Annotated in this window: 21 protein-coding genes, 1 tRNA gene and 4 pseudogenes; 18 read left to right on the forward strand and 8 right to left on the reverse strand. The window is 70.9% G+C overall.

Annotated elements, in window-relative coordinates:
* Positions 1-87: 87 nt before the first annotated feature.
* Positions 88-322: pseudogene (locus IF22_RS35310) on the reverse strand (hypothetical protein); the annotation flags it as partial.
* Between the two features lie 192 nt (positions 323-514).
* Here IF22_RS35310 and IF22_RS35315 point away from each other — a divergent pair.
* Positions 515-850 carry a hypothetical protein gene (locus tag IF22_RS35315; RefSeq protein ID WP_081883695.1) on the forward strand — a complete coding sequence of 112 codons (336 nt, stop codon included), beginning with the start codon at positions 515-517 and terminating at the stop codon, positions 848-850.
* Positions 851-967: 117 nt separating this feature from the next.
* On the opposite strand, the gene IF22_RS34885 is transcribed toward IF22_RS35315, so the two are convergent.
* A complete protein-coding gene (locus IF22_RS34885) occupies positions 968-1,207 on the reverse strand; it encodes a winged helix-turn-helix domain-containing protein (protein ID WP_156057301.1) in 240 nt (79 codons plus the stop codon).
* 459 nt (positions 1,208-1,666) lie between these two features.
* On the opposite strand from IF22_RS34885, the gene IF22_RS34890 reads away from it, so the two are divergent.
* The 6 genes and pseudogenes from IF22_RS34890 to IF22_RS36375 form a co-directional block, all read left to right on the forward strand.
* Positions 1,667-2,233, forward strand: coding sequence for a hypothetical protein (locus IF22_RS34890; protein WP_156057303.1), 567 nt, complete (start codon positions 1,667-1,669; stop codon positions 2,231-2,233).
* Positions 2,234-2,358: 125 nt separating this feature from the next.
* Entirely contained in the window at positions 2,359-2,595 is a 237-nt protein-coding gene (locus IF22_RS0104330) for a hypothetical protein (RefSeq protein WP_030328623.1), read from the forward strand.
* Between the two features lie 351 nt (positions 2,596-2,946).
* Positions 2,947-3,294, forward strand: coding sequence for a hypothetical protein (locus IF22_RS35755; RefSeq protein WP_156057305.1), 348 nt, complete (start codon positions 2,947-2,949; stop codon positions 3,292-3,294).
* A gap of 247 nt (positions 3,295-3,541) precedes the next feature.
* The gene (locus tag IF22_RS0104340; protein WP_030328628.1) at positions 3,542-4,150 is read left to right on the forward strand and encodes a TetR/AcrR family transcriptional regulator; all 609 of its coding nucleotides are present in this window, start codon (positions 3,542-3,544) and stop codon (positions 4,148-4,150) included.
* A gap of 910 nt (positions 4,151-5,060) precedes the next feature.
* A pseudogene (locus IF22_RS36370) lies at positions 5,061-5,267 on the forward strand (IS5/IS1182 family transposase); the annotation flags it as partial.
* Positions 5,260-5,388: pseudogene (locus IF22_RS36375) on the forward strand (IS5/IS1182 family transposase); the annotation flags it as partial. The pseudogenes IF22_RS36370 and IF22_RS36375, both read left to right, overlap by 8 nt.
* A 414-nt stretch (positions 5,389-5,802) precedes the next feature.
* On the opposite strand, the gene IF22_RS33610 reads toward IF22_RS36375, so the two are convergent.
* The gene (locus IF22_RS33610) at positions 5,803-6,261 is read right to left on the reverse strand and encodes a hypothetical protein (protein ID WP_167337270.1); all 459 of its coding nucleotides are present in this window, start codon (positions 6,259-6,261) and stop codon (positions 5,803-5,805) included.
* Between the two features lie 190 nt (positions 6,262-6,451).
* Between IF22_RS33610 and IF22_RS36380 the strand changes: the two are divergent.
* The 4 genes and pseudogenes from IF22_RS36380 to IF22_RS0104370 form a co-directional block, all read left to right on the forward strand.
* A pseudogene (locus tag IF22_RS36380) lies at positions 6,452-6,715 on the forward strand (transposase); the annotation flags it as partial.
* Positions 6,711-8,243 (forward strand): IS701 family transposase, encoded by a 1,533-nt coding sequence (locus IF22_RS35760; RefSeq protein WP_280940597.1) that lies wholly within the window; start codon positions 6,711-6,713, stop codon positions 8,241-8,243. The pseudogene IF22_RS36380 and the gene IF22_RS35760, both read left to right, overlap by 5 nt.
* A gap of 440 nt (positions 8,244-8,683) precedes the next feature.
* Positions 8,684-9,013, forward strand: a complete 330-nt coding sequence (locus IF22_RS0104365) for a PrgI family protein (RefSeq protein WP_156057307.1) — start codon at positions 8,684-8,686, stop codon at positions 9,011-9,013.
* 2 nt (positions 9,014-9,015) lie between these two features.
* Positions 9,016-10,023 carry an MmcQ/YjbR family DNA-binding protein gene (locus IF22_RS0104370; protein WP_156057309.1) on the forward strand — a complete coding sequence of 336 codons (1,008 nt, stop codon included), beginning with the start codon at positions 9,016-9,018 and terminating at the stop codon, positions 10,021-10,023.
* A 9-nt stretch (positions 10,024-10,032) separates the two neighbouring features.
* Here IF22_RS0104370 and IF22_RS0104375 read toward each other — a convergent pair whose 3' ends face one another.
* From IF22_RS0104375 to IF22_RS0104385, 3 genes are all read right to left on the reverse strand, one after another.
* On the reverse strand, positions 10,033-11,055 hold the full coding sequence (locus IF22_RS0104375; RefSeq protein WP_030328637.1) for a tyrosine-type recombinase/integrase: 1,023 nt from the start codon (positions 11,053-11,055) through the stop codon (positions 10,033-10,035).
* The gene (locus tag IF22_RS33620; RefSeq protein ID WP_156057311.1) at positions 11,052-11,528 is read right to left on the reverse strand and encodes a hypothetical protein; all 477 of its coding nucleotides are present in this window, start codon (positions 11,526-11,528) and stop codon (positions 11,052-11,054) included. The genes IF22_RS0104375 and IF22_RS33620 overlap by 4 nt, the downstream gene beginning before the upstream one ends.
* A 139-nt stretch (positions 11,529-11,667) precedes the next feature.
* A tRNA-Leu gene (locus tag IF22_RS0104385) sits at positions 11,668-11,754 on the reverse strand.
* A 231-nt stretch (positions 11,755-11,985) separates the two neighbouring features.
* Between IF22_RS0104385 and IF22_RS36385 the strand changes: the two genes are divergently transcribed.
* From IF22_RS36385 to IF22_RS0104415, 5 genes are all read left to right on the forward strand, one after another.
* Complete coding sequence (locus IF22_RS36385) at positions 11,986-14,841, forward strand: fibronectin type III domain-containing protein (protein ID WP_280940596.1); 2,856 nt, start codon at positions 11,986-11,988, stop codon at positions 14,839-14,841.
* 219 nt (positions 14,842-15,060) lie between these two features.
* Complete coding sequence (locus IF22_RS0104400) at positions 15,061-17,685, forward strand: fibronectin type III domain-containing protein (RefSeq protein WP_030328645.1); 2,625 nt, start codon at positions 15,061-15,063, stop codon at positions 17,683-17,685.
* Between the two features lie 27 nt (positions 17,686-17,712).
* Complete coding sequence (locus IF22_RS0104405; protein WP_030328647.1) at positions 17,713-18,708, forward strand: AAA family ATPase; 996 nt, start codon at positions 17,713-17,715, stop codon at positions 18,706-18,708.
* A 14-nt stretch (positions 18,709-18,722) separates the two neighbouring features.
* A complete protein-coding gene (locus tag IF22_RS0104410) occupies positions 18,723-19,895 on the forward strand; it encodes a DUF58 domain-containing protein (RefSeq protein WP_030328649.1) in 1,173 nt (390 codons plus the stop codon).
* On the forward strand, positions 19,889-22,177 hold the full coding sequence (locus tag IF22_RS0104415) for a transglutaminase domain-containing protein (RefSeq protein WP_245233521.1): 2,289 nt from the start codon (positions 19,889-19,891) through the stop codon (positions 22,175-22,177). The genes IF22_RS0104410 and IF22_RS0104415 overlap by 7 nt, the downstream gene beginning before the upstream one ends.
* Before the next feature lie 16 nt (positions 22,178-22,193).
* On the opposite strand, the gene IF22_RS0104420 is transcribed toward IF22_RS0104415, so the two are convergent.
* Entirely contained in the window at positions 22,194-22,985 is a 792-nt protein-coding gene (locus tag IF22_RS0104420) for an SDR family oxidoreductase (protein WP_030328652.1), read from the reverse strand.
* Positions 22,982-23,965, reverse strand: coding sequence for an LLM class F420-dependent oxidoreductase (locus IF22_RS0104425; protein WP_030328654.1), 984 nt, complete (start codon positions 23,963-23,965; stop codon positions 22,982-22,984). Before IF22_RS0104425 ends, IF22_RS0104420 begins: the two co-directional genes overlap by 4 nt.
* A gap of 154 nt (positions 23,966-24,119) precedes the next feature.
* On the opposite strand from IF22_RS0104425, the gene IF22_RS0104430 reads away from it, so the two are divergent.
* Positions 24,120-25,340 (forward strand): low temperature requirement protein A, encoded by a 1,221-nt coding sequence (locus tag IF22_RS0104430; RefSeq protein WP_036410760.1) that lies wholly within the window; start codon positions 24,120-24,122, stop codon positions 25,338-25,340.
* Between the two features lie 47 nt (positions 25,341-25,387).
* Positions 25,388-26,251 (forward strand): DUF1028 domain-containing protein, encoded by an 864-nt coding sequence (locus IF22_RS0104435; RefSeq protein ID WP_030328657.1) that lies wholly within the window; start codon positions 25,388-25,390, stop codon positions 26,249-26,251.
* Positions 26,252-26,283 lie beyond the last annotated feature (32 nt).

The raw sequence follows: 26,283 nt of genomic DNA on the forward strand, positions 1-26,283 counted from the left end.
CGGCACGAACGTGCGCAGGATCACTGAGCCGGGTCACGCGAACGGTTGCAACAGCCCTGCGGTCGACGCGCATGCCCGATGGCACGTCTACAACTCCCAACTCTTTGAGTAATGGAGGCGGCGCCAGCAGATGATGGCGCAGGCAAGGGTGAGGAAGGCTTCGTGGATGTCGTCGCGGATCTCCCAGCGGATGCGCAGGCGGCGGAACCGGTGCAGCAGGGCGATGGTCTCCTCGACGCCTACCGCGGATGCCCTTGATCCGTGGGACCTTGTCGACCAGGGGCAGCAGTTGGGTGACGTCGTGGCGGTTGCCGCCGGTCAGGTGGTCCGGTTCGATGGCCGGCGGAACGTCGCGGTGGTCGACGGCGGGCGCGGCAGAGCGGCGGACTACGACCGGGTCGACGCCCGGGGCAAACTCGTGCTGCTCAGCATCGACGCAGACAAACCGGTCGGCGGCATCTGCCGGATCGGCGCGGCGCAACTCGCCCGCGCACGCGCCGCCGGCGCGGTCGGGGTGCTGATCGAACCGGTCTCCTCCGGCGGGATCTGGCCGACCACGGTCTGCTCGCTGCCGGTCGACCCGGACTGGTGGTACAACGCGCAGGAGGTGCCGGACATCCCGTACGCGGCCATCGCGCCGGGCGAGGCGGAGACGTTGCGGACCCTGCTGCGCAGGGGCCAGGTGAAGATCGAGTACTCGGGGTACGACGCGACGAGCCCGTACCTCTACACCCTGCACATCTACCAGCAGGGGCGAATCCCGGCCTCGCTGCACACCGAGGTCACCGACAAGCAGCTCGCAAGTCCCGACCTCGCCCGCACCACCAGAACCTGCCTGACTCCCGCATAACAAGATCGACAGGATATGGCCTGGGCTCACTGCGCACACCTTCCATAGGCCCGTCGGCACCCTCATCACGGAGGGAACAGACACCAGAGTCTCTACAAGGTCGAGGGCGGGTCAGGGTTAGGACGCTCCGGGGACGGTCGGTTGCGGGCCGTGGTGGTGGGCGTTCGCCCGCTGCAGTTTGGCCGGCGGCCAGTATCGACGCACGGTGCGCTCGGATCTGCCGATCCGCTCGGCGATCTGCGCGGGGTGCATCGACGGATCCTGCTGGTACCAGTACGCCACGGCGGCCGGAGTGGCCGCAGCGACCTGGGCGGCGCCTCTGGTCCGCGGGGATCGTCGTCGCTGCGGTCCTCCCATGGCCGGCTGGCGTCCTTCCGGCGCGGCCGCCCGCTGCACGGGACTCCTCGGAACCGCCACGGACGTCCTCGCGGTCGGGCCGGGGTGGGCGGCCTGGCGACCCGGCGCTTGGTGTGCTCGCGGCCTGTCCTCGCGGTGAAGCCGGAGTAGACACGGCGCCCGGCGACGCGAAGGTGGCCATTGGTTTGGTCTCGGTGACCGCTTCGGTGAGGCGGGGCGTTCGTCGCCTGGTGGTCCGGTCGGCGCCGGTCCTCGGGGCGTGGTGTCCTGGCCGGTCCTGAGGGGCCGTTGGTTGCTGCGTGGGCGTGGGTGTGGGTCGGCTGGTGTCGGCGCGGATCCTTCCGGTGATCTCGACGAGGCTGATGCTGGCGACGACGACGGCAGCGGCTCCCCCGCCGGATCGAGCGTGCGCAGGTCGGCCACCGTGTCAGCGTCGCTTGCCTCGACGAGGCGGCTGCGGTGCAGGATCTGCGCTTCGATGAGGTCGAGGGCCTCCTCGACGGTGGTGGTGACCGTCAGGCGCGGAGTGTGGGGCAGGGTCGCGGTATCCGTGCCGAGGAGGGTCGTCGCGGTTGCCGCTGGCATCACCACCTGGGTGCGTTCGTGTGGGGCGTCGAGGCCGCCGGCGGCGAGCGCGGCGGTCAGGAAACCGCGGGCAGCGGCGTCGGCGCCCGGGCCGATGAGCCCGAGGCCTGCGGACGGCCAGGCCTCGGCCAGCGGGTGCGCCAGGGACGGCACCGCCGGGCGCGGCACAGGGATCTGGTCGCCGTCGGTGTGGTCTTCGCCGTCGAGGGCGGCCGCGTCCGGGCCGGTATTCCCGTCGATGGGGTCTGGGGACGAGTGGAGGCCGTGCCGTTGGCCGGTGGTAGCGGCTGTGGCGGTGCGTGGTGCAGCCCGGCGCAGCCGGCGGCGGATCTGCGTGACCACGGTCGGCATCGGGGTCGTGTCGAGGCCCAAAGCCGAGGTCTACCGGCAACTCGGACTTCGGCTGAACTACCAGCCGGAAACGCAAACGGTGCGCGCTGAAGTAGATCTCAACGCGCACCGTGGGGTTATGGGTTGTGTCCGAGGGGCGACACGATCCTTTGCCCCACCACCGATGACGCTCAGCGCAACTCTGAAGCTCACGCAAATCTAGCTGCTGCGGTGAGGTGCTGGAGGAGTCCGCGTCCCAGAAGCTGACGAGCTTCAACGCGGCGGGGAAGAACACCAGCCCCGGCGCGACCTATCGCTGCCAGGCGATTTCCCTCTGTGGTGCAGAAATCACCTTCAGCCCGCAGCAGGAGCAGGCCGTGGTCCGCATGCAACTTCCCGGCCGCGACGCCGGACCCACCGTACGCGGATACAAGTACGTCCAGACCCGCGACGAGACCCAACCGGTTCCGTGACCTGCAAAAGAGACCGGCAAGCTATACCGGTCACTGAGGTGGTCTCAACAAGGCTGGGGACGCCGATCGGGACGACGCGGGCATCTTCTCCATAGCGGACAGTGCTGGATGTGGGCGTAGAGCCATCAGTAGGCAGGTCTTTGCGACAAGACCAGTCTCCGAGAGGGCTCCACGTGTTCACATAGGCTGCCAGGCTCGACGTCCCGAGGGAACTCGTGCGGCACGTGGCGCGGCTGTCGCGCGCCGGGTGGTGGGTACCCGGCCGGACGTTGACCTGCTTCTACCAGGCGCTTCTGGTGTTGGTGGTTCCGCAAGGGTGAGGACAAGACCATCCTCGGGGCCTGGCTCGGGGTGTCGAGGGCGACCGCGTACCGGTACGTCGCCGAGGCCGTGCGGGTCCTGGCGGCGCAGACGCCCACCCTGCATGACGCCCTGCGCCGGGACGCCGCCGACGGCTGGTCACACGTCATCCTCGACGGCAAACTGTTCGACACCGACCGCCTCGCCGAGACCACCGTGAGCGTGAAAGGCGACACGATCGACGCCCGGTACTCCGGGGTCACCGCCGGCGCGGAACTCCGGATCGAAATGACTTCTTCCATTAATGACCTTTCATCGAATAAGCCTGGCCTCCACGTTGCGAGTAGCTGCAACGTGACCTGGCAGCCCAACCAGGATCCCGAAGGTCACGCAGCGTGAAGCTCGCCCAGTTGGGCCGGTCTCGCCACGCATTCGAGCACAGCAGACCCCTGACTAGAGGCTGCAGTGCCAGGAGGTGTTGCCCTGACCGCTCGTTCAGGGTTTAAGATCGATACATTCGCCCTCATCGACGGCGTCGCCGTGGTGGAGGCGTGGGACCTGCCCGCACTTCGTTCCACCGGAGATGAACGGGGGATTTATGAGCGTCACCGATAATGAGTCACCTAGGCATACCGCTCTGCGAGCGGTGGAGGTCAGTCTGAGTGACAATCGCGAGGAAAATGCCGCGCCTGAGATCCTTGAGGCCGCGGTTCGGGCCTTTGATGAGTCGGGGTACGAGCGGGCGAGCATCCAACACATCGCAGAGCTGGCCGGCACCTCCAAGTCGTTGGTCACCTATTACTTCCCCACCAAGCAGACGCTCGCGTCTGCCGTAATCAATCTCGCGTACCCGGGGGGCGTATTCATGGGGTCCCCTCGCCCCGCCGGCGATCCGCTCGACGCGATCGTGTGGGTTGCCGAGCATGTGACCACGAACGTGCTCTACAGCCCTCTGGCTCGGGTGGCGATCAAACTCGGTGATGAGGTTTCCGGCGACAAGGGTTTCGGCGGTCGCTTGTCCGGGTGGTATGTCAGGCTTACCGACTACCTCGAAGAGGCTCAGCAGAAGCGTCTGATCTCGCCGAGCGTCGATCCGACTGTAGAAGCAAAATTCCTCCTCTGCGGCATAGTGGGCCTCGTTGCCGTGGCGATGGAGACGGGGTCTCGTCTCTCGCTGATCGATGACGCCGCCCAGATCACTCGCGATCGTCTTACGTTCCTCCGCACGACGGACTTTTCACGAATGGGGGCGTAGCGGTCGGGTGAGTCGGGTCCGCTGCACCGACATGTGACCTCTGAGACGGCTTGTCGCTGCGTCCACGCCTCATCTGGGAAATGCCCTCTGATCTGGGATGACGGGAGCCCTCCAGGGTTCCGTCATCCCAGATCAGAGGGCACCCGCAGATGCGATTGGTGCGTGCTGACCCGTTACGGCCAAGGACCACTGAGGCCTATGCCGAACGCCCCGTCCTGGCCACCCAGGTCCCGCTGAGTGCGACCACGAACACTAGAGCGCCAAGCATCCAGGCGAGCCCGGAAGGACCGTCAGGACGCACCACGGTCCATACAACGATCAAGGACCCGACCAGGGCGACCGCCAGGGCTACCAGATAACCGACGCCGATAGCGCTAGCCGGAATGGGCAGACGAGTTCCCGAGGCTCTCGCCGCGGTACGGCTCGTCACTGCCACAAGCAGGGCTGCGACGACGAGAGTGGGGCCCGCGATCGCCTGCGGCAGAAGCGCAAATGCCACGACCGCAGCGCCCGCGATTACTCCGAGTGTCGCGTAATACCACCCCGGAACGACAAGCTGGCGGTCAGCCGCATCCGAACTGGCGAACGATCCTTGGTCTCCTGCTGAAGCCGGGCCCATGGCCACAAGTCAACACCTCGCTCCATTTTGTGTCAAGATTTTCAGGATCCGGACGAGTGGTGCGGATCAAGCCCTGGTGATGCGCGCGAAGATGGTTTGACGTGCACTGAGCCATCCTCGCAAGCTGGGGGTAGCAGTCAGTAGCTGTCCGGAATGCCGGGAAGGTGTCGGACGCGCCAGATCAGGCGAGGGTGCAGAGAAAATACGCAAGACCTCGATACGAAGTGGTCCTTCCAAAGATCAACTTCATAGCGGCCCTGCGTCGACATGAGTGTCACATAAACCGCTGTACTGCCGGTAGGCGAGGAGACGGTGAACCGTCTGACCGGGCTGCTGGACGCCGAACGCACCCGCCGTGGCAGCCGCGCGCTCGCCGCGCAGCTGCCCGGTCTGCACGGCTCCCTCCTCGCCGCCAAGACCGCCGGCTACTCACATGTCATCATCGACGGCACGCTGGTCGAAACTGACCGGTGCCGCACTCCGGGACCCACGCGGAAGCTCCCTGCTCGAGACCACATTCAAAGCACTACGCAACATCAGCCTCGACCCCTGGCACATCGGCAAGATCTTGGCCGCCGCACTCGTCCTGCTCTACACGCAACACGACCGCAGAACATGATCACCACCGGTGATCAGAACGTTGCGCGGAAAGGCTCACTGAGGGGCGCCTCGAACACCGACGTGGCGATCACTCTGGGTGCCATCTTTGCACTGTGGGTAGATGACGTCTCAGGTCCTGGTCGAGCCTCTCGATGGGCTGATCGATGAGCAGCAGCCGGGCCAGCACCGAGCCGACACGCTGAATCCGACCGGATCCTCCTAGATCTACCCGGTCGAACGCTGATACGGGTTCCTCACTGAACAAAAGATCCGCCGCGGTGTCCACAAATCGGTGCAGTCCCTCGAAGCCGACCTCTCCGGTCGTGGATCGCCGACTGAGCTGCGATCCACGACCAGTCATCTGAACCAAGATCGCCGAGGAGATCCTCGGATCACTCACACCATTTTGTAGGCGAATTTCCGGCGCGACGCGCTAGACAATGCACGAGTCGAGAAGGCTAGCGGCCGCCAGGCCGCTCAATGTGACCCACGCCGCGACGCCGGTCGGAGGGAAGACGAAGAGCGCAACCCCGCCGGCGATCGCCAGGACGCATCCGGTGTTCCACGGGGGATTCTGTGCTGCTCCGCCGCCGTAGGCGAGGTTGTAGGTCGCAAGCAGGTTTCCGTCGAGGTACTTCTGCAGGTAGCTACCGTGACAGTCGGTGGTCGGCCTTCCAGGGCCGATCCAGAAGCTACTGCCATCGGTTCCGATGCAGTTGTATTCGTACTCCCCGGTCTGGATCGCCAACGGGGCCGAAGGAGCCGGGGCCGTGCTGGTGGTTGCCACGTGGCTCGCGGTGATGTTGCCGGCCGGCGCCGCGGCTGCGGCGCTCGAGGCCTGAGGTGCGACGACTCCTGCGGCGACGATCATCGTCGCCAGGATCGTCCTCATGAGCTTCTGCATAGGTGCTTCCCCTCGTCGAGTTGCGGCGTTGCTGCCGCGACCTGCTGAGGACGCTATGCACTGGACGGATGGTCAGGGAATGCCTCACTTTCGCATCGTCCTTCCACAATGGTGCGGTCGGTGGTCCGCCAGGGACTCGGACTTTGACCAAGGCCGCCGGCGATGCGACACCGACCGGATGCAACGGCTGCTCAACAAGGCAGCGTGGGACCCGGACGCTGTTCGCGACGACCTGTTTGCCTACGTGACCGAGCACCTCGGCCATGACGACGGGGTGCTGATCGTCAAGGAGACCGGCTTCCTGAAGAAGGGCATCAAGTCGGCGGGGGTGCAGCGTCAGTACTCGGGCACTGCCGGGCGGACGGAGAACTGCCAACTCGGGGTGTTCCTGGCCTACGCCAGCCCAGCTGGGCGCACGCTGATCGACCGGGAGCTGTATCTGCCCCGCCGCTGGTGCGACGACCCCGCCCGCCGCGAGGAAGCCGGCATCGCAGCCGGTGCCGGGTTCGCCACGAAAAACCGCACTGGACCTGCGAATGATCGAGCGCGCTATCACCGCCAGCCTGCCTGCGAAGTGGGTCACCGCCGACGAGGTATACGGGCAGGATTCCAAGTTCCGAACCTGGCTGCAGCAGCACAGAGTGGGCTACGTGCTTGCCGTGCCCCGCAACCAGCGGGTCCCGACCACAGCGGGCAACTCCCGCCCGGACGTCCTCGCCGCGAACGCACCGGCCCTGGCATGGAAGCGGCGCAGCTGCGGCACCGGCCCCAAAGGGCCACGACTCTACAACTGGGCCGTAGCCTCCCTACCCGGCACGGTCGACGAACACGGCCACTGGCGGCTAATCCGCCGCAATATCGTCAAGCCCACGGACCTGGCCTACTACCTGCGCTTCGGCCCGGCCGGGACGCACGACGAGGATCTGAGCCGGGTCGCTGGGACCCAGTGGGCGATCGAGAAATGCTTCCAAACCGCGAAGACCGAGGTCGGCCTGGACCATTATCAGGTGCGTCGCTACGACGCCTGGTACCGCCACATAACGCTCGTTCTGTGCACCCACGCCGACCTCGCCGTCACCGCCGCCCACGCCACGCCAAAAAGGGGGCGCTTGCCCGGCCTGCTGACTGAAGTCTGCGACGTAGACGAGGACCTGGCCCACCGTATCGGCGACGACGTGTTGCAGCGGGCCGAGGCGCTGGCGGCCCTGCCGCAGCGTGCGCAGGACGTGCTGATCGCACCGTTCGTCGAGGAGGTGTTCGACCACAAGCCGCTGGCGGCACCGCTGGACCTGAAGGCCAAGGTCACCCTCGTGGTGCGAAACAGCCTGCTCGAGCAGGCACACCACGACGGTCCGCTCGACAGCGGGATCATCCCGGCGACGGAGTACGCGGCCGGCCCGCTATCGCATCTGCTGGCCGCGCGCCGCCGCCAGCCCATCGCCGATCAAAAGCCGAACCCTTTCGCCGAGCTGGCCGGGCGCTATCCGCGTGCGTGGGCGTGTCTGGACGCGCTGACCGACACCTTCGCCGACGGCGGTCGCGGTCCACTGCGCCTGCCCTCGGCACCCACACCCAGCCTGCCTTCTGGCGACGAGGTAGTCACGGCACCACCGTCCGGCGACGACACGGTGACCCTGTTCAGCGCGATCGACCCGCGCTTCGACCAAGGTCTGGTGAACCTGCTCAGGAAGGCCACCGAAGGCGATCTCGTACTGTGCACATCGGCGCTGAGCCGGTACTCGCGCAACAGCGAGAAACTGCACCGCATCCTCGAATTCCTCCTCGCGCACAGGGCCACAATCCTGACCACCAACTATCTGATCCGCCACACCGACGTCTGGGTCCGCCGGGGCGCGCTCGTCAAACCAGACAGCAGCAAGCCCTTCGCCGGCGCGCTCGACACCCAGGGACTGGCCGGCACTCACCGGAAGATAGCCGAGAGCGTCGCCGCGCAGCGCGGTCTGCGCTGACTCCATCAGGCGGTCGCGCGTCGGCTTCAACGCGTCGTTGATCAACTTCGGATGCCGACGTTTTCCGGAGTTATCGAAAGGGGTGCAGCTGTCCGCTAATGCCTGCAAGAGCGGTGACAACGAGCCAGCCCCGGACCATCGTCGTCATGCGTCACTGACCTCGGCTTCGGCGGTGACGGTCGCCTTGGCGGCGACGGGATCCAGGATGTCACCCAGCCACGGTAGGCAGCTCACGACCGACCGATGCTGCGACCAGCAGCCGATGAGTCGGCCACCGCGTTGCCAAGTGCCACACCGACTGCTGCTCACGAATGGCCTTGCGCCCCTTGGACCACGGGCAAGCCACACCAGGAAGATGCACGTCGCCAACGTGGCAGATCAAGGACACTCCTTATCGTCGGAGCTTCGCAAGTTTGCGTCCATCGCCCATGATGGACGTCGTGTCCAAACGACAGATGATCGCCTGCGCGCTCCTTCTGATGATCGTTGTCTCGCTAGTAATGATCTTTAGTGGGAGCCTCGACGGCGCGGCGGCCTGGGCAAACATCATCGCGTTACCGGTAGCGATCGTCGGCATGATCTTGACGATTCGAAGCGCCAGCGGCTCGGCACCCTCGTCTGGCGCTCAGCATCGGGACAGCTTGAGCGGTCCGGCGAAGTCGGGCAGAGCTAGCCCCGTGGTCAACCAGGTCGGGTTCAGTAGCGGGCGTCAGGCCAACGTCGCGGGCGACTACTTCGAGCGAGGCCATGATGACCGCGAGGGCAGGTAAGCATGGTAGATCGGCAAACTGGCGTTGGTGGCGAACGTCAGGCCAACGTCAAGGGGTCCTACTACGAAGGGAACGTCGATAAGAGCACCCACACGCATCACCATCGTCACTATGGAACCAGAGCGAATGTCGACCTCAGAGAAGATGAGGCAACAGAGTCTGGCTCCGGAGGTGGCGCGGCAGCAGCCGCGGGTGGTGGCGGACTGGGCGTCGTCGTCGTTCTTGCTGTCTTGGGCTACTTCATCTTCGGCGGAGATGAGCCGTTCCCTGCGACGTCAGATCCCTGGCCGGCTGAGGTGAAGCAGGAGGCCGTGGTCGCGGCTGCAGGTAGCTGGCTCGACAAATGCGCGAAGTCACCGTCTGCGACCCCCGCCAATTGCCCGCAATCCATCGTCGAGACCTCGGACGTCTCCAAGGTCCGATGGGCCTTCTACGGCAACCCTCTGGAAGCTGCGGTCATTCACTACACCGAAGCGGAGAGCCGCTTCGACATGCTCGGGACCGTCATGGTGACGGCGGACTACAACGCTTCAAAGGAGCTACGCCGCGTCGTGACGCCGGCGAAGTACTGGGCCAAGGTGAAGTGGGTCGATGGGAGACTTGACGTCCAGGAGATCAAGGAGCACTCGGCCATAGGCGACCCCGGTGTAGTGAAGCAGGATCCCAAGGTGCCTTGGGAGCTGGTCGCCGCGAAGCTGAGCGAGGCTTTCACACGATGCGTGCGAGACGCCAAGTCGGCTATGCCGGCTGGATGCCCCGAATGGAGTCCGCCGTCGGGCGCCGAGAAGGTCAAGTGGTCTTCCACGGGTGATCCACTTCTGACCGCGCGTGCCACCTTCGATCCGAAGTTTGCGATCTACCGCGTCAAGGGCACGTACGAGCTGGCCGTCCGCTACACCTGGCTCGGAACCACGAAGACCGACACCCGGAATCCCACCTATGAGGCTTGGATCGCTCCAACAGCGGCAGGGCCTGTCGTGCTCCAGATCAAGGACGCGACCACCGTCTAGGTCTGATCATCATCTTAGGACGCTCTCACCTACGGCCAGTGGGTGTGGCTGACCGGTGAAGGCTGCCAGGGCGGTAGCGACAGCGTGCAGGTCGGCCTTGATATAGGTGGTGGTGGCGGGTCCTCGGCGGTCCGTGTGTCCGGCGTAGGCGCGGGCCACACCGTAGCCGAAGTGCCGCTCGACCCAGGTCAGGGTGGTGTGGCGCAGCCAGTACATGGTGATTCCCTGGGCGGCGACCCACGGTAGCCGCCGGCCGATGCGGGCCCACAGTAGGTCGTAGCGCCGGTAGGTGGCGGGTTGGCCGTTACGGTAGCGAAGCAGCGCGTCGGTGGGCGTGACGGCGCCGCGGGCCTGGGCGTGCTCGCTGAGACGAGCGGCGAGCATCGGCGTGATGGGCTGCCACCGCTGCGTGCCACCCTTCTCCGACAGGCGGATCAGCGCGTGGTCGGTGTCCAGGTCGATCAGGCGCAGCGCCAGGGCGCCGCCGCGCCGGCAGGCAGTTTCGGTGTGCAGGCGCAGCAGTAGGGCGTCGAGCACGATGTCGTTACCGCCGCTGCGGGCGGCGGCGTTGATGTCGGCCAGTTCGTCGGGGGTGAGGGCGCGGCGTGTGTTGGGCAGCCGACGGGGTTTGCGAACCCGGTGGGCAGGGCTGTCCACGACGGTGAGGTAGCCGTCGGCAATGGCGCGATTGTAGAAGGCGCGGGCGGCGGCGATGAGGTGCTCGCCGGCGTGCCGGCCGTTTCGGGAGTTGCGGCGAGGGCGGGCGTCTGCGGCGGCCTGTCGCATGAGGGCTTCGATGTCGCTGGCCCGCACCGCATCGATACGCCACTCGCCGAGGGCAGCGGCCATGCGTCGCCAGGAGCTGCCGTAGGTGCGTCGGGTGCCCGGGCTCGCCGCGGCGACCACAGCAGGAAGGTACTCGGCGACTGTCGGCATGGCAGGCCGGTTACTGCCGGTGAGGTCGGCGGCGGTGAGGCCGAGGTGCTCGAGGAGCGCTCGGGCGGTGGCGACACGATCGGGACCGGTGGTCATGAGGGCTTTGCGAGGATGCGGGCGTGCAGGTCGGCCAGGACCGCAGTGATGGTGTTTGAGGGGTGCACGACGATGCGGTTCTGGCGGGGCAGGGCGGCCAGCAGCACGGGTTCGCCGGTGGCGATGCCGCACAAATGTCGGGCGGCGGCCGGTAGGGGCAGCTCCTTGCGAGCACCAACGACGCGCGCGCCATCGACGGCCGGGGTGATCAGGATTGCGCCGGTCACGACGTCGACGTGCAGCGTGAGGCCCGGTATCCAGTCCAAGGCCCGCAGCAGCGCGCGAGCGGTGACCCGGCCGGCGGCGTCGGGTCGGGCCACGTCGAACAGCACGCCATCGCCCGTGCGGGCGGCGGGCGCGGGCAGTGTCGGCAGCGGCGCCGGCTCCGGCGATGCGACCGGCAGTGGGGTGGGAACGAGCGCCTCGACGAGCTGCTCGTCGCGCCAACGAGGGCGCGGGCGATCACGACTCACCCGACCCCCGCCAGCGGGGCGGCAAGGGTGTCAGCGCAGGTAGCACCGACTCCCGGGAGACGGTGCGCACATATGATCCGTCGCAGGTCGCGTTCCCCGCGCGAGAGGAAGTTGATCTCGCGCGGATATCCACGAACTCTGGTGTCCGAGGGGGGACTTGAACCCCCACGCCCTATACGGGCACTAGCACCTCAAGCTAGCGCGTCTGCCATTCCGCCACCCGGACCTACACGTTCAGCCTACCTCGCCGACCAGATGATCTTTCCATCCGGTGGTCGGCACGGCGGGCCGCACGGGGAGTTACTGTACACGCCGCTCGTGGATCATGCACATCGCCTTCCGGCACCTCTCCCCCGGTGCTTCCGCCGCTGCTCAAGCCGCCTCAAACGGCGCGGCGACACACGGTCGAGGCGTGTCCGGGTAGCGTCCGGCAGCCCTCTGACGGCAGCATTGCCACGTGCCCCATCCCTCCCCCTTGGCAGCCGCCCAGCACCGAGCCCTCGCCCTGCGCGCCGCGGGCGACCTCAGCGCCGCCCGGCACCTGCTCGCGGAGGCCGTCGAATCCGCTCCTCCGCCGTACGGTGACGATCATCCGGAGGTGCTGCACACCGCGCACCTGCTGGCGCGGTTGCACCGGGAGGGGGACGACCCGCCGGCTGCCCGCCGGGTGTTGGAGGAGGCGTTCGCGGCGGGCGAGCGGCGCTGGGAGCACTCGGATCCGCTGATGCTCGCGCTCGCCTTCGAGTTGGCGGAGGTGGCGGAGGAGTTGGGCAACCGGCACGAGGCCCGCCGCAACTACACGCGCGTGGCCACCGCCGGGCCCGCCGTGCTCGGTGAGAACCACCCGGCGGTACGAGCGGCCCGCGACTATCTCGGCCCGCCCGCGTCGACGTCGGGCGAGCAGCACCCCGCGCGAACGTCCGGCCCGGTTCCGGTCGCCCCGGCGGGCGAGCCGGGTGCCCGGTCGGCGCTCACCGGCCCGACCCTGTCGCTGGCGACCCTCGCCGCGATGCGGCCCTCGGCGGGCGGTCCGCCGCCGGCCGTCTCACCCTGGGCGCCGCCGCAACCGCCGGCCGCACCCCCACCAACCCCTCCGGCGGTACGCGCACCCGCCGCACCCTCGTCGCCCCGCAACGCCGTCCCAGCGCCTCGGGCGATGCCCGTTCAGCCGGCAGCCTCCTCGACCCGGCCGACGCAGCCCGGCCCGCCGACGGCCGCACCCAGACCTGCGGCGACGCCAATTCCACCCGCTGACGAGCAACAGTCAGCGACCGCGATGTCGCTTGGCTCACGCTCCAGCGGGCAGTCACCCACGAATGCGCCACCTCCGGTTCAACGCGCCGACGAGTATCCGTCCGCACCGTCCCGGTCAACGGTCGACCCGACGCCCCGGCCCAGGGCTGAGGGCCAGCCGACAACGCCGGCCGGGCAGCGACCACCACACGCACCGCCAGCCGGGCCAACCGTGGCACCACGTCAGCGGGTGGGTGACCAGGCGACTCCGCCGGTTGCTGACGTGCCACCACCCCCACCGACCGCCGCACCGGTGGTGCCGGCACCTCGCTGGGACAACCCCACGATCCAGGTACGGCAGATCGAACCGCTGCTCGCCGAGGAGGCCGCCCGAGTCGCCGCCGGGCCAACCGCACCGGGCGATTCGCACAAGGTGTCCGACACCGAGGCGACGCTGCCGGGTAGGGCCGCCCCGGCCGTCGACCATCCGGGGCCGGCCTACCCGCCGAGCGGACCACCTACCCAGCCTGTCAGCGCACCCCCGGTGACCCCGCATCCGATCTCCGCGCCACCCAGCCAGCCGCACCCGGTCTCCGGGCCGCCGGCCCACCCATACCCGGTCTCCGCACCCCCCGGCTACGACCAGCCCGTCTCCGCACCACCCGGACACACCTACCCGGTCTCCGCACCCCCCGGCTACGGCCAACCCGTCTCCGCACCACCCGGACACACCTACCCGGTCTCCGGGCCGCCGGCCCACCCATACCCGGCCTCCGCACCACCCGGCTACGGCCAACCCGTCTCCGCACCACCCGGACACACCTACCCGGTCTCCGCACCACCCGGTTACGGGCAACCCGGGTTCGGGCAGCCTGTCTCCGGGCCGCCTTACGGGCCACCCGTCTCCGCGCCTCCGGTGAGCGCGCCACCCGTGCCGCCCTGGGGGTTGACCGCACCGCCCTGGAGCAGCAGCGCCCCACCGCAGCCTCTGCCGACTCCCGCTGCCGACCCCACCGACCCGCCCGCGACGCGCAATCAGCCCGCGACCGCCGCACAGGCCACGACCGCCGCACAGGGCATGACCGTCGGACAGGCCATGACCGCCGGACAGCCCGCGACCGCCGCACAGGGGACGGCGGCCGGACCGGGCACGGCGGCCGGACAGACCATGATGGACGCGGGTGGCACCGGTGCGGACGGTGACCCCGGGCTGGGCATCCTCGACGCCCCGGCAGCGTCGAGCCGGCAGACCGGGGGTGCGCTGTCCGACCAGACCGTGGTGTTCCCGTCGCCCGGCGGGCCGTCCAGTCCGGGCTGGCCCGAAGCCGCCCCGCCCGCCCCGCTGGCCGCGCAGACGAAGCCCACCGCCGCGCCGACGAACGTCACCGGAGCCTCCCCAGCAGACCCGAGCATCGCTCAGGCGAGACCCTTCACGCAGCCGGCCTGGTCACCGAGCGCCGGCCCGAGGCCGCCGGCCGCGCCGCCACCGGTGCAGCAGTACCACCATCAGCCGACCCAGGCGCCGTACCCGATTCAGGACCAGTACCAGGCGCCGTACCCGGGTCAGCAGTACCACCCGCCGGCGTACGCCGATGATGGTGGGTCGACGGGCCGCAACCGGGCGGCGCTGATCGGTGCGGTGGTGGCGGCCGGGGTGGCCGTCGTGGCGGTGGCGGGTCTGGGCGCGGTGGTGCTGACCCGTGACGACCCGCCGCCGGCCGCGACCCCGACGACGGCGGCGACGCAGGCGCCGACGGCGGCCGGGCCGGCACCGGGTGACCTGAAGCTACGGGACGATTCGACCACGATCACGTTGACCTGGACGGACCCGACCGGTGGTGCGGTGCCGTTCATGGTCGCCGCCGGTCGGGCCGGGCAGGCGTTGGGGGTGATCGCCACCGTGGACCCGGGCCGGACCAGCTACACGGTCAACGGGCTGAACTCTCGGGTGGATCACTGTTTCACCGTGTTGGCGGTCTACTCCACTGACAGCTTTGCGACTTCCGGGCAGGTCTGCACGGCGCGGGAGCGGCGACCCACGCCGACCGGGTCGCCCTCCGGCCGACCGTCGCCGCGCTGAATCGAGCAGGGAACCGCGCTGAGCCGAGCGGGAAACCGCGCCGAGTCGCGCCGGGAACCCGGCTGAGCTGGACGTCCACAACGCACACGCTCGGTATCCACAGGGGTGACAGTGCGGGTTCCCCCGCCACCACCAGCGCCATATGATGGCACCCGGCTCAGGGGAGGGGTCGCCGCGAGGCGCACGCCACCTGCCACGACTCACGGGAGGCAGCCGGCTGTGGCCAGCATCGACGACGCCGTACGGACCGAGGCCCCCCGCCCCCGGTCCCGGCTGCGCGGCGGGCTGGTGACCGTCGGCACGGTGGCCGCGCTGCTGGCTGCCATGGGGTTGACAGTCCTCGGGTTGGGCGCGGCGGACAACGCGGTGGCCAACTACGACGCGAGCTCCTGGTTGTGGAGTGCGGCGCGCAGCGAGCTGGCCCGGGTCAACGGGGTCACCGCCCGGGTGGACACCCGCACCGAGATCCCCGGTGCCCGGCAACATCCGATGCAGATCACCCAGACCGACCGGCTGCTGATCCTGCGTGACCTGCAGACGGGGCAGGTCAGCTCACTGGATCTGGCCACCCTCCAGCTCAGCGCGACCACCCGGACCACTCCTGGCCTGGGGGTGAGTGTGGCCCTGCACGAGGACGCGGCGTTCGTCGTCGATGCCGTGCAGGGCATCGTCCGGCAGCTCGACCCGCGATCGTTGACCCCGGTCGGTGAGCCGGTGCGCTATCCGCCGGGCATCGCCGGCGGCACCTTCGACGGTGCGGGTCGGCTCTGGATCGCGGTGCCCAGCGAGGGCACCGTCTCGGCGATCACCGCTGCTAAGCTGCCGTCCGCGCCGGCGTCGGCCGCGCCGGCGGGCACCGGGCTCAGCCCGCAGCGGGTCGAGTCGTACGACGTCGCCGACGCCAGCCACGAGCTGGTGGTCTCCACCCTGGACGACGGGGTGGCGGTGCTCGACCGGACGGCCGGCAAGCTGGTGCGGGTGCAGCACGGTGAGGTGCACCCGACGCCGCTGACGCTGTCCGGCCCGGCGGCGCTTCCCGCGCGTACCAGCGGTTCACGGGTGCCGGTCACGGTGACCGCCGACCGGCGGGTGCTGCTGGTGGGTGACGGTGGGCAGGAGAGCGCGTTCACAGTGCCGGGTGAGGGGGGTCGGCTCAGCCCGGCGGTGGCCTGGGCGGACCGGTTCTACTGCGCCGACGAGGCCACCGGCATGATCTACTCCTTCGACGCGGCGGGTCAGCTGGTCGAGACCATCCGGGGGCGGGCCAACGGGCCGCTGGAGCTGGAGGTCCGGGAGAATCACCTGTTCATCAACTCCCCCGACTCGGCGACCGCCCGGGTGGTGGACGACAAGCACCAGGTGCGCGAGGTCAACAAGTACGCCAACGATGTGCTCGGCGGCGACCCGCCGCCGGTCCCACCGCCGCCGCCCCCACCGAAGAAGCCGCGGGTGGGCAAGCCGAGTGCGCCGCGCAGCGTCACGGCCGCCGCCGGTAACGCCCAGGCGCGGGTGAGTTGGCGGCCGGCCGCCGCCAACGGCGCCGAGATCATCAAGTACGTGGTGGAGGGCGCCGGCCAACGCCTGCAGGTGGGCGCCAACCAGCGGGCGGTGGAGGTCAAGGGTCTGACCAACGGCGAGACGTACCGGTTCGCGGTGCACGCCGTCAACGCGAAGGGCGACGGCCCGGCGCGCAACAGCAACCCGGTGACGCCGACCGCCGCGGTCCCCGACCCGCCGGCGAGCGTCACCGCGCAGGAACGGCCCGACGGCACGGTGCTGGTGAAGTGGCCGGCGGCGAACGGGCAGGGCAACACCATCGCGAGGTACGCGGTGACGGCCAGTTCGGCGGGTTCGAACGCGCCGGCTGGCGAGTCGACCAGGACGGAGCTGGTGGTGCCCGCCGGTGAGCTGGAGTACGGCACCCAGTACGCGTTCACAGTGGTGGCGGTCAACAGCAAGGGCGCCGGGTCGGCGGCGTCCCCGGTCAGCAACACGGTGGTGCCCTTCGCCGCGCCCGGTCGGCCGCTCAACCTGCGCGCCGGCACTGTCGCCAACCAGCCGGGTGCGGTGACGGTGCAGTGGGCGCCGGCCGAAGCCAACGGTCGGCCGGTGACGAAGTACCTGGTGGACGTCGGTGGGCGGGTCAGTGAGGTGACCGACACCCGCACCACGGTGACCGGGCTGGGCAACGGCCAGAACGTCACAGTGAAGGTGAAGGCGGTCAACCAGGCCGGGCCGGGGCCGGAGGCCACCGCCACCGCCCGGACGGTGGCCGAGCCACGGGTCACGGTGACCGGCTCGTCGTCGACCGCCACCGGGGCGACTGTGACGTTCACAGTGGACGCGGGCGGCGGTCAGGCCACCTGCTCGCTGAGCACGGCGGGCGAGCCGGCGAAGGCCGGGGCCTGCTCCAGCATCACGATGGCGGGCCTGACGCCGGGCACGAAGTACACGTTCACGGTGACGGCCACCAACGCCGCCGGTAAGGGCACGGCGCAGAAGGCCCAGAACACGCAGCCGCTGTACGGAATCGCTACCTGCAACAACGGGCCGGACGGTGACCAGCGGACCTACTGCGACAAGGAGGTCGACGGCCGCAACGGCAACGAGGTCTTCAAGGTCACCCGGCAGGACAACGACCAGCAGGCCGGCTGGGCGAAACCCGGCACCCGGTTGAAGGCGTACTGCAAGAAGTCGGGCGAGAACGTCGACTCGTGGATCTACAACAACCAGAAGCAGAGCAACTGGTGGGTGCAGGTCGAGTTCAAGGGGAAGAACTACATCCCGTGGGCCTGGCTCAACCTGGAGGGCGGCGACACCATCAACGTCCTGCCCACCTGCTGAACCACCAGGCGAGGAGCACCACCGACCGTGAACACCCACGAGCCGCTCACCCAACCGGAGGTGCAGGGTTTCGCCGCCCTGGCCGCCCGGCTGGCCGAGAACGTCAACGCGGTGGTGCTCGGCAAGCCGCAGGTGGTGCGGCTGGCGCTGACCGCTTTGTTCGCCCAGGGTCACGTGCTGCTGGAGGACGTGCCCGGGGTCGGTAAGACGACCCTGGCGCGGGCCATCGCCGCCACCGTGAAGGGTGAGTGGCGGCGCATCCAGTTCACCCCCGACCTGCTCCCCTCGGACGTGTCCGGCGTGACGATCTTCAACCAGGCGACCCGGGACTTCGAGTTCCACCCGGGGCCGGTCTTCGCCAACATCGTCATCGCCGACGAGATCAACCGGGCGTCGCCGAAGACGCAGTCGGCGCTGCTGGAGGTGATGGAGGAACGGACTGTCACTGTGGACGGGGTCCGGCACCCGGTGCCGTCGCCGTTCCTGGTGGTGGCCACGCAGAACCCGGTGGAGATGGACGGCACCTATCGGCTGCCCGAGGCGCAACTGGACCGTTTCCTGGTGAAGCTCTCCGTGGGGTACCCGGACGAGGCGGTCGAGGTCGAGGTGCTGCGCGGGGCTACCGTGCGGTCCCCGGAGGCGCTCGCCCCGGTTACCGACACCGCCACCGTCGGCGAGATGGTGCGGATGGCCCGTCGGGTGCACATCGCCGAGCCGCTCTACGCGTACGCGGTCCGGCTGGCCGCCGCCACCCGCACCCACCCGCAGGTGCGCGTCGGGGTCAGCCCCCGGGGCGTGATCGCGTTGACCCGGGCGGCGTGCGCGTACGCGTTGATCGACGGGCGGGGCTGGATCATGCCGGAGGACCTCAAGGCGCTCGCCGAGGCGGTGTTCGCGCACCGGCTGTTGCTCACCCCGGACGCCCAGGTGCGCGGGATGACCGCCGCGGAGGTGCTGCGCCAGGCCGTGGCCTCGGTGCCGGTGCCGCTGCCGTCGGGGCAACCCGCTCCGGTGCAGGGCTGACCGGCAGCAGCGCGATGGGGATCACCGCCCGTGGGGTCGGGCTGCTCGTCGCCGCCGTGGTGCTGCTGGCGGCGGGTTTCCGGTTCGCGTACCCCGAGTTGACGTTGCTCGGCGCGGCGGCCGGAGCGGCCGTGGGCTACGCCGCGCTGGTCGCGGCGTGGCGGCCCCGGCTGGCGGTGACCCGCCGTGCGGACCCGGACCGGGTGGCCCGTGGCGAGCCGGCGAGCATGACGTTGACCGTGCGTAACACCGGCCGCCTGCGATCGGCGAACCTGCTGGCCGAGGACCGGTGCGGGGAGCGGACCGTGCCGGTGCCGGTGTTGCGGCTACGGCCCGGCCGGGACACCGAGGTCCGCTACGACGTGCCGACCGACCGTCGTGGGGTGGTGCCGGTCGGCCCGTTGCGGGTGACCCGGCGCGACCCGCTGGGGTTGGTGGCGCTGGCCCGCCCGTACGGTGCGACGGTGCCGGTCTGGGTGCACCCCCGGGTTCATCCGCTGGCGGCGGTGCCCACCGGCGCGGGGCGCAGCCTCGACGGTCGGGTGGACGGGGTCCCGCACGGGTCGATCACGTTCGACTCGTTGCGGGAGTACGTGGTCGGTGACGAGCTGCGCCGGGTGCACTGGCGCACCAGCGCCCGGGTGGGTGAGCTGATGGTGCGGGAGAACGTGGACACGAGTCTGCCGCGCCTGGTCGTCCTGCTGGACAACCGTGTGGCCGCGCATCCGGGGCGGGTCGGTGGGGTGGCGGAGTCGTTCGAGTCGGCGTGTGAGGCGGCGGCGTCGATCGTGACCGCCGCGCACCGCGCCGACCTGCCGGTGCTGTTGCTGCTGGCCGCCGGGGAGCCGGCGCAGGTCACGACGCCCGACGGCGAGGGCGACGGCGCGCTCGGGCCGCTGGACCGGCTGGCCGCCGCCGAGCTGTCCGGCGATGGTGCGGCGGTGCGCGCGGCCACCACCCGGCTGCGGCAGGACCGGCTGGGCGACACGCTGATCTTCCTGACCGGGCCGGGTGGCCGGGAGGAGTTGGGGCACGTCGGGGCGCTGCGGGGGGCGTACCCGTCGGTGGTGGTCGGGGTGTTCGGCGCGGCCGAGCCGACGCCGCCGGGCACCGCCGGCCTGGTGGTCGTCGATGCGGCGGACGGCGCGCAGTTCGCCGCCGAGTGGGACGGGGTACGCCGGTGGTGACGGGTGCCGCGCGGGTGCTGCGGGCGGCGGTTCTGCCGCTGGCGCTGATCGGGCTGACCGCGCTCGCCGGGGTGGTGCTCGGTCGGGTGTACGCCGGTGGCCTGCTGACCTGGCTGGTCGTCGGCGCGGCGGCGGGTTCGGTGCTGGTCAGTGTGGCCGCGCGGCGGCTGCCGTCCTGGCTGGTGGCGCCGGTGTCGGTGGCCGCGATGGCCGGTTGGACACTGTGGTCGCTGCGGCTGGCCGCCACCCGCGCCGACGTGCCGGGCGGCCTGCTGGAGGTCACCGCGGACGCCGCCCGCAACGGCATTCCCCGGCTGCTCACCGCGATGATCCCGGTGGAGCCCACACCGGACACGGTGCTGGTTCCCGTCGTGGCCGCTTGGCTGGCCGGGTTGGCCGGCGCGGAGGTGGCGCTGCGCACGGGCCGGGTGCTGCTGGGTTATCTGCCGGCGGCGGGGCTCTACGCCGCCGCCCTGTACGTGGTGGGCCCGAACGCCGAACCGGCGGTGGGGTCGACGGTGGCGTTCGTCGCGGTCGCGGCGGTGGGCCTGGCGACCCCGACCCGGGCGGCGGCGTCGGGCGGCGATCCGACCGCCGAGCTGACCCCCCGGGTACGGGCGGCGGTGCGGTTGCGGCTGGCCGCCAGCGCGGCGCTCGGGGTGGCTCTGGTGGTCGGGTCGGTGGCGCTGCTCGGCCCGGTCGTCGCCGGGCAGGTCGACGGCCGGCCGGTGGACCCGCGCCGGTACGTGGAGCCGCCGCAGGTGCAGACGCTCGACGAGAACCCGTTGATCCGGATCTCCGGCTGGGCGCTGCACCCGGAGCAGAAGCTCCTCGACGTGAGCACGGAACGCCCTGACGCGCCGCCCGACACCGACGCAGCGGCGGACACCTCGCCCGGTGTGCGGATCCGCTTGGCGGTGCTCAGTGACTACGACGGGGTGACCTGGCGCGTCGGCGCGACGTACCGCAACGCCGGCCGGATCCTGCCGGCCGCGACCGCCGCCCGCGACAGCACGGTGCGCACGGTCCGGCAGCGGATCAGCGTGGCCGAGCTGACCGGCCGGTTGCTGCCGGCCGTGGCGACGCCCCGGGAGGTCAGCGGGGCGCGGGTGGCGTACGACCCGGCGAGCGGGACGTTGATCCGGCCGGAGGGGCTGGCGCCGGGGCTGCGGTACACGGTGACCTCCGCCGAGGAGCGCCCGGACCTGAACCTGTTGGCTACCGCGAACGTGCCCGCCGGTGGTGAGGTGGCCCGGGTGCTGCGGGTGGCGGACGGGGTGCCGGACCCGATGCGCCGGCTGGCCGGGCAGCTGGCTGAGGAGAACGGCGCGCCGTTCGCGCGGGCGTCGGCGATCGAGCAGTTCCTGGCCGAGCACTACCGGGTGGTGGCGGACGCGCCGAGCGGGCACGCGTACCCGAATCTGGGTTTCTTCCTGTTCGGGCCGCGCAACGGCGGCGGGCAGGAGGGCACCTCGGAGCAGTTCGCGGCGGCGTTCGCGGTCCTCGGCCGGCTCTGCGGGCTGCCTACCCGGGTGGTGGTGGGTTTCCGGACCAGCGGGCAGGGGCCGGTGCTGGCCGGTGACGCGTACGCCTGGCCGGAGGTGCTCTTCGACGGGTTGGGCTGGGTGTCGTTCGACCCGCTGCCCCGCCCGAACGACGAGCCGAGGCCGGTGGAGGAGGATTTCCGCCCGACGCCGGAGGACCCGCCGCCGTCGGAGGCGCCCGCGCCGACCGCGGAGCCGAGCGCCTCACCGGAACCGGTGACCGCCGCCGATGTCCCGTCCGGCCGCGACGGGGTCTCCACGCCGGTGCTGGTCGCCGCCGGCAGCGGTGGTCTGTTGCTGGTGGTGGGGGCGTTCCTGCTCACCCTGTTGGCGATGCGCCGCTCCCTCACCCGCGGTCGGCTCGTGCGGGGCGACCCCGGTCAGCGCATCGCCGGCGCCTGGCGGGAGGTCACCGACGCGCTCCGGCTGGCCGGGAGGCCGGTCGGCGACGACCTGGCCGCGACCGAGGTCGCCGGGCACGCCCGTCAGGCGCTCACCGACACCGGGGCGGGCGGGTTCGGCGGCGGCACCGACGGGCCGGCCGTCGACGAGCTGGCGGCCCTGCTCAACCGGGTGGGTTTCGCACCGGGTGCCGCAACAGCGGACCAGGCCGCCCGGGCCGCCGAGGTCGCCACCGCGTACGTGACCACCCTGCGCTCGGCGCGCCCCTGGTGGCGCCGTCTGCTGTGGTCGGTGCATCCCGCCCCGCTCCGCCGCGCCCGCCGCTCCCCACGGTGATCGAAAACGTAGCGGGTCAGGCGGTCAGCCGGCGGACGAGTTTGCGCATGCCGGCCTGCCAACCGTCCGGGTCCTCGGCGCGGCGGCGCGCGTAGTCGGCGACCTCGGGGTGCGGAAGGATCAGGAAACGTTCCTCGGCCAGCCCGGCGATGGCCGCCTCGGCGACCTGGTCCGGGGTGAGCACCGCGCCGGACGCGGCGACCACCCGGGCGCCGAGGTGGCCGTCGGCGAGCCCGTCGGCGAGCATCGGGGTGTCCACCCCCTGGGGGCAGAGGGCGCTGACCCGGATGCCCCGGTCCCGGTAGGTGATGGCCAACCACTCCGCGAAGCCCACCGAGGCGTGTTTCGTCGCGGTGTACGCGGCGTCGCCCACCGCGGTCAGCACACCCGCCGCGGAGCAGGTGTGCAGCAGGTACCCGCCGCCTCGGGCGAGCATGCCGGGCAGCACCGCGCGGGCCGAGTAGACGTGGGCCAGCACGTTGACCCGCCAGGCCTGGTCCCAACCGGTGTCGTCGACCTCCACTCCCCCGCCGGTGGTCACTCCCGCGTTGGCGCAGAACAGGTCGATCCGGCCGTACCGCTGCTCGGTGTCGGCGACCAGCGCGCGGACCTGCTCCTCGTCGGTGACGTCGACGGCGTGGGCGTGCGCGACCGGGCCGATGCCCTCGGCGACCGCGCGGGCCGCGTCGGCGTCCAGGTCGGCGACCACCACGGCCGCGGCTCCCTCGGCGGCGAACCGGCGGGACAGCGCGGCGCCGATGCCGCCGGCCCCGCCGGTGACCACGACGATCCGGTCGGTGAGGTTCACGCGGACGCCTCCACGAGGTTGGTGCCCAGTCGGGCGATGAGGCCCAGGAGCGCGGTCGCGCCACCGGCGGTGACCTCGGGGGTGGGCAGCAGCGCGATGATCGGCACGTCCACCCCGTTGTCGGCGTAGCGGCGCACCTCGGCGCGGCACCGCTCCGGTGAGCCGTGCAGCACCAGCGCGTCGACCACCTCGTCGGGCACCGCCGCGTTGGCACCGCGCCGGTCACCGGCGGCCCAGGCCGCCCACATCGGTGCGAGCGCCTCGTCGCGGCCGAGCCAGCGGTGGAAGTCGGCGTACGCGCCGACGGTGAGGTAGCTGGTGATGAGCCGGCGGCCCAGTGCCCGGGCGTACGCGGTGTCCTCGGTGGGGCAGACGAAGATCCGGGCGGCGACGTCGAAGTCGGCGCGGCGCTCGCCCAGCTCGGCGAGGGCACGCGGTACGTCGTCGGCGCTGAGCCAGTTGAGGATGACCCCGTCGGCCTCCGCGGCGGCCAGCCGGAGCATTCCCGGGCGCAGCGCGGCGAGCAGGATCTGTGGCGGCACCGCCGGCGGTCGTTCCAGCGTGAACCGGCGGACGGCGAACGTGTCGTAGACCTCGTCGACGGTCTCGCCGCGCAGCGCGGCGCGCAGGAAACGCAGCACGTCGCGGGTACGCCGGAACGGCTGGTCGAACGGCACGGCGTTCCAGTCCCGGACCAGCACCGGTGAGGACGCCCCGATGCCGAGCGAGAACCGGCCCGGCGCGGCCTCGGCCAGCGCCGCCGCGCTCATCGCGAGCAGCCCGGGACCCCTGGTGTAGACCGGGGTGATCGCGGTGCCCAGCCGCAGCCCGGGCTGCCAGGCGGCGGCGAGGGCCAGCGGGGTGAACGCGTCGGCCCCGGCGACCTCGGACGACCAGACGTCGGTGAACCCGGCCCGGTCCAGGGCCGCGTAGGCCGCGTCGTGCTGCGCCAGCGCGATCCCGCCCAGCGGCACGGTCATGCCCCATCGATTCGTCACCGATCGATCGTGCCCGTTGACGACGGCCCGGGCAAGATCCCCGGGTTGGGCAGAATCGCCGGTTTCCGGCCGTGCGGCCCAGTGGGAGGTGCTACCACTTCGAGGTGGACCGGACCGACGGCGCAGGCCGCTGACCATGGGTTCCAGGGCGGCGGGACGCCTGGAGCCGGTCCCGGCCGCGGCCGCGCCCGGCCGGGCGACGTTCCTGGAACTCTTCTTCGACCTGGTGTACGTCTTCGCGCTCACCCGGATCTCGGCACGCGCGTTCGAGGATCTGACTCAGGACCCGGGCCGGGAGCACGGCTGGGGGACGATCACCGGCAGCGGCAAGACGCTGCTGTTGCTGCTGGCGCTGTGGGCGGTCTGGCAGGGCACCGCGTGGACGACCAGCCGGTACGACCCGTACCGGGTGCCGTTGCAGACCGTGGTGATCACCGCGCTGGTGTGCAGCATGGTGATGGGGGTGGCGATCCCCCGGGCGTTCAGCGAGACCGCGCTGATGTTCGCCGTGGCGTACGTGATCGCGCAGGTGACCCGGCCGGTGATCCTGTCGGTCGCGCTGGGCCCGCACCCGTACCGCCGGTTGAAGGTGCGGATGGCGGTGATCTACGCCGTCAGCGGGGTGCTGTGGATCGGCGGCGCGATGCTGAGCACCAACGCGCAGGTGGTGCTCTGGTCGGTGGCGCTGGGCTTCGAGTACCTGGCCGCCCGCTGCGGCTGGCCGGTGCCCGGCCTGGGTCGTTCGACGATCTCCAAGTGGGAGATCGCCGGGGAGCACCTGGCCGAGCGGTACCAGCAGTTCTTCCTCGTCGCGCTGGGCGAGACGATCCTGGTGGCCGGTTTCTCGTACAGCAAGGGGCCGTACGAGAAGGGGCACGCCTGGGCGTTCGCGCTGGCGTTGGCCACGTCGATCATGTTGTGGCGGATCTATGTGCAGCGGGCTGGGCGGATCCTGGGCGAGGCGGTGATGAAGGCCCGGCACCCCGCCAATATCGGCCGGTCCGCGGCCGACACCCACCTGGTGATGGTGATCGGTCTCGCGTGCACCGCGATCGGCTACGAGCTGATCATCGAGGCTCCGTTGGAGCGGATCCCGGGCTCGTGGTTGGCCATGGTGCTCGGTGGCCCGGCCCTGTTCCTGGCCGGCCGGGCCCGCCTGGAGTACGAGGTGTTCGCGCGGGTCTCCCCGTCCCGGTGGATCGCCCTCACGGTGCTGGTGGTGTCGTCGGTGCCGTTGCTGCACCTGCCCGGTGTGCTCACGACAGCGCTCGGGGCGCTGGTGTTGGCGGCGGTCGCGGTGGCCGACGCCCGGCGGGCGCACGGCGCCCCACCGGAGGCCGCCACGCCACCGTTCTGAGCGTTGCGCGCGAATGCCGTGCCGGAGCGGAGGGTTACTCTCGGCCGGTGACCTTCTCGCTCGTCGCCCGCTCCGCCGACGGCCGCCTGCACGGCGTGGCCGTCGCCAGCAAGTTCCTCGCCGCCGGGGCGTTGGTGCCGGCCGCCGCCGCCGAGGTGGGTGCGCTGGCCACCCAGGCGCACGTGAACCTCGCCTACCGCCCGCAGGGTCTCACCCTGCTACGCACCGGGGTGGCTGCCGCCGACGTGGTGGCCGGGCTGATCGCCGCCGACCCCGAGCGGGACCATCGTCAACTCGGCGTCGTGGGGGCCACCGGAACGGGGGCCAGCTGGACCGGGCCGGCCTGCCACCCGTGGGCCGGCGGGCGGACCGGCGACGGCTGGGCCGCGCAGGGCAATGTGCTCACCGGGCCGGAGGTGGTCGACGCCCTCGGTGCGGCCTGGGAGGCGGGAGCGGCGCTGCCGTTCGCCGAGCGGCTGGTGGCCGCGTTGCGGGCCGGCGACGAGGCCGGCGGCGACCGGCGTGGGCGGCAGAGCGCCGGCCTGCTGGTGGTCGAGCGCGGCGGCGGGTACGGCGGCACCAGCGATGTGGTGGTGGACCTTCGGGTGGACGACCACCCCGACCCGGTGGCCGAGCTGGGTCGTCTGCTGTCGGTGCACACCATGCTGTTCGGCCGGCCGGACCCGGCCACCCTGCTCGACCTCACCGGCGCGGTCGCCGCCGAGGTGGCGGCGTTGCTCGCCGCGCTCGGTCATCCGGCGCGGGAGGACGATCCGGAAGCGGCGTTGATCTCCTGGGCCGGGTTGGAGAACCTGGAGGAACGGCTGGTGCCGGGGCGGATCGACCCGGTGGTGCTGACGCACCTGCGCGGTGTCGCCCCGCACGTCCCCGCGCCCCGCTCGGCGAGCTGATTCAGCAACACCGGCGCCGGACCGCAGGGCCG

Origin of the sequence: Micromonospora parva (assembly GCF_000718515.1) — a bacterium.
Lineage (GTDB): Bacteria > Actinomycetota > Actinomycetes > Mycobacteriales > Micromonosporaceae > Micromonospora > Micromonospora parva.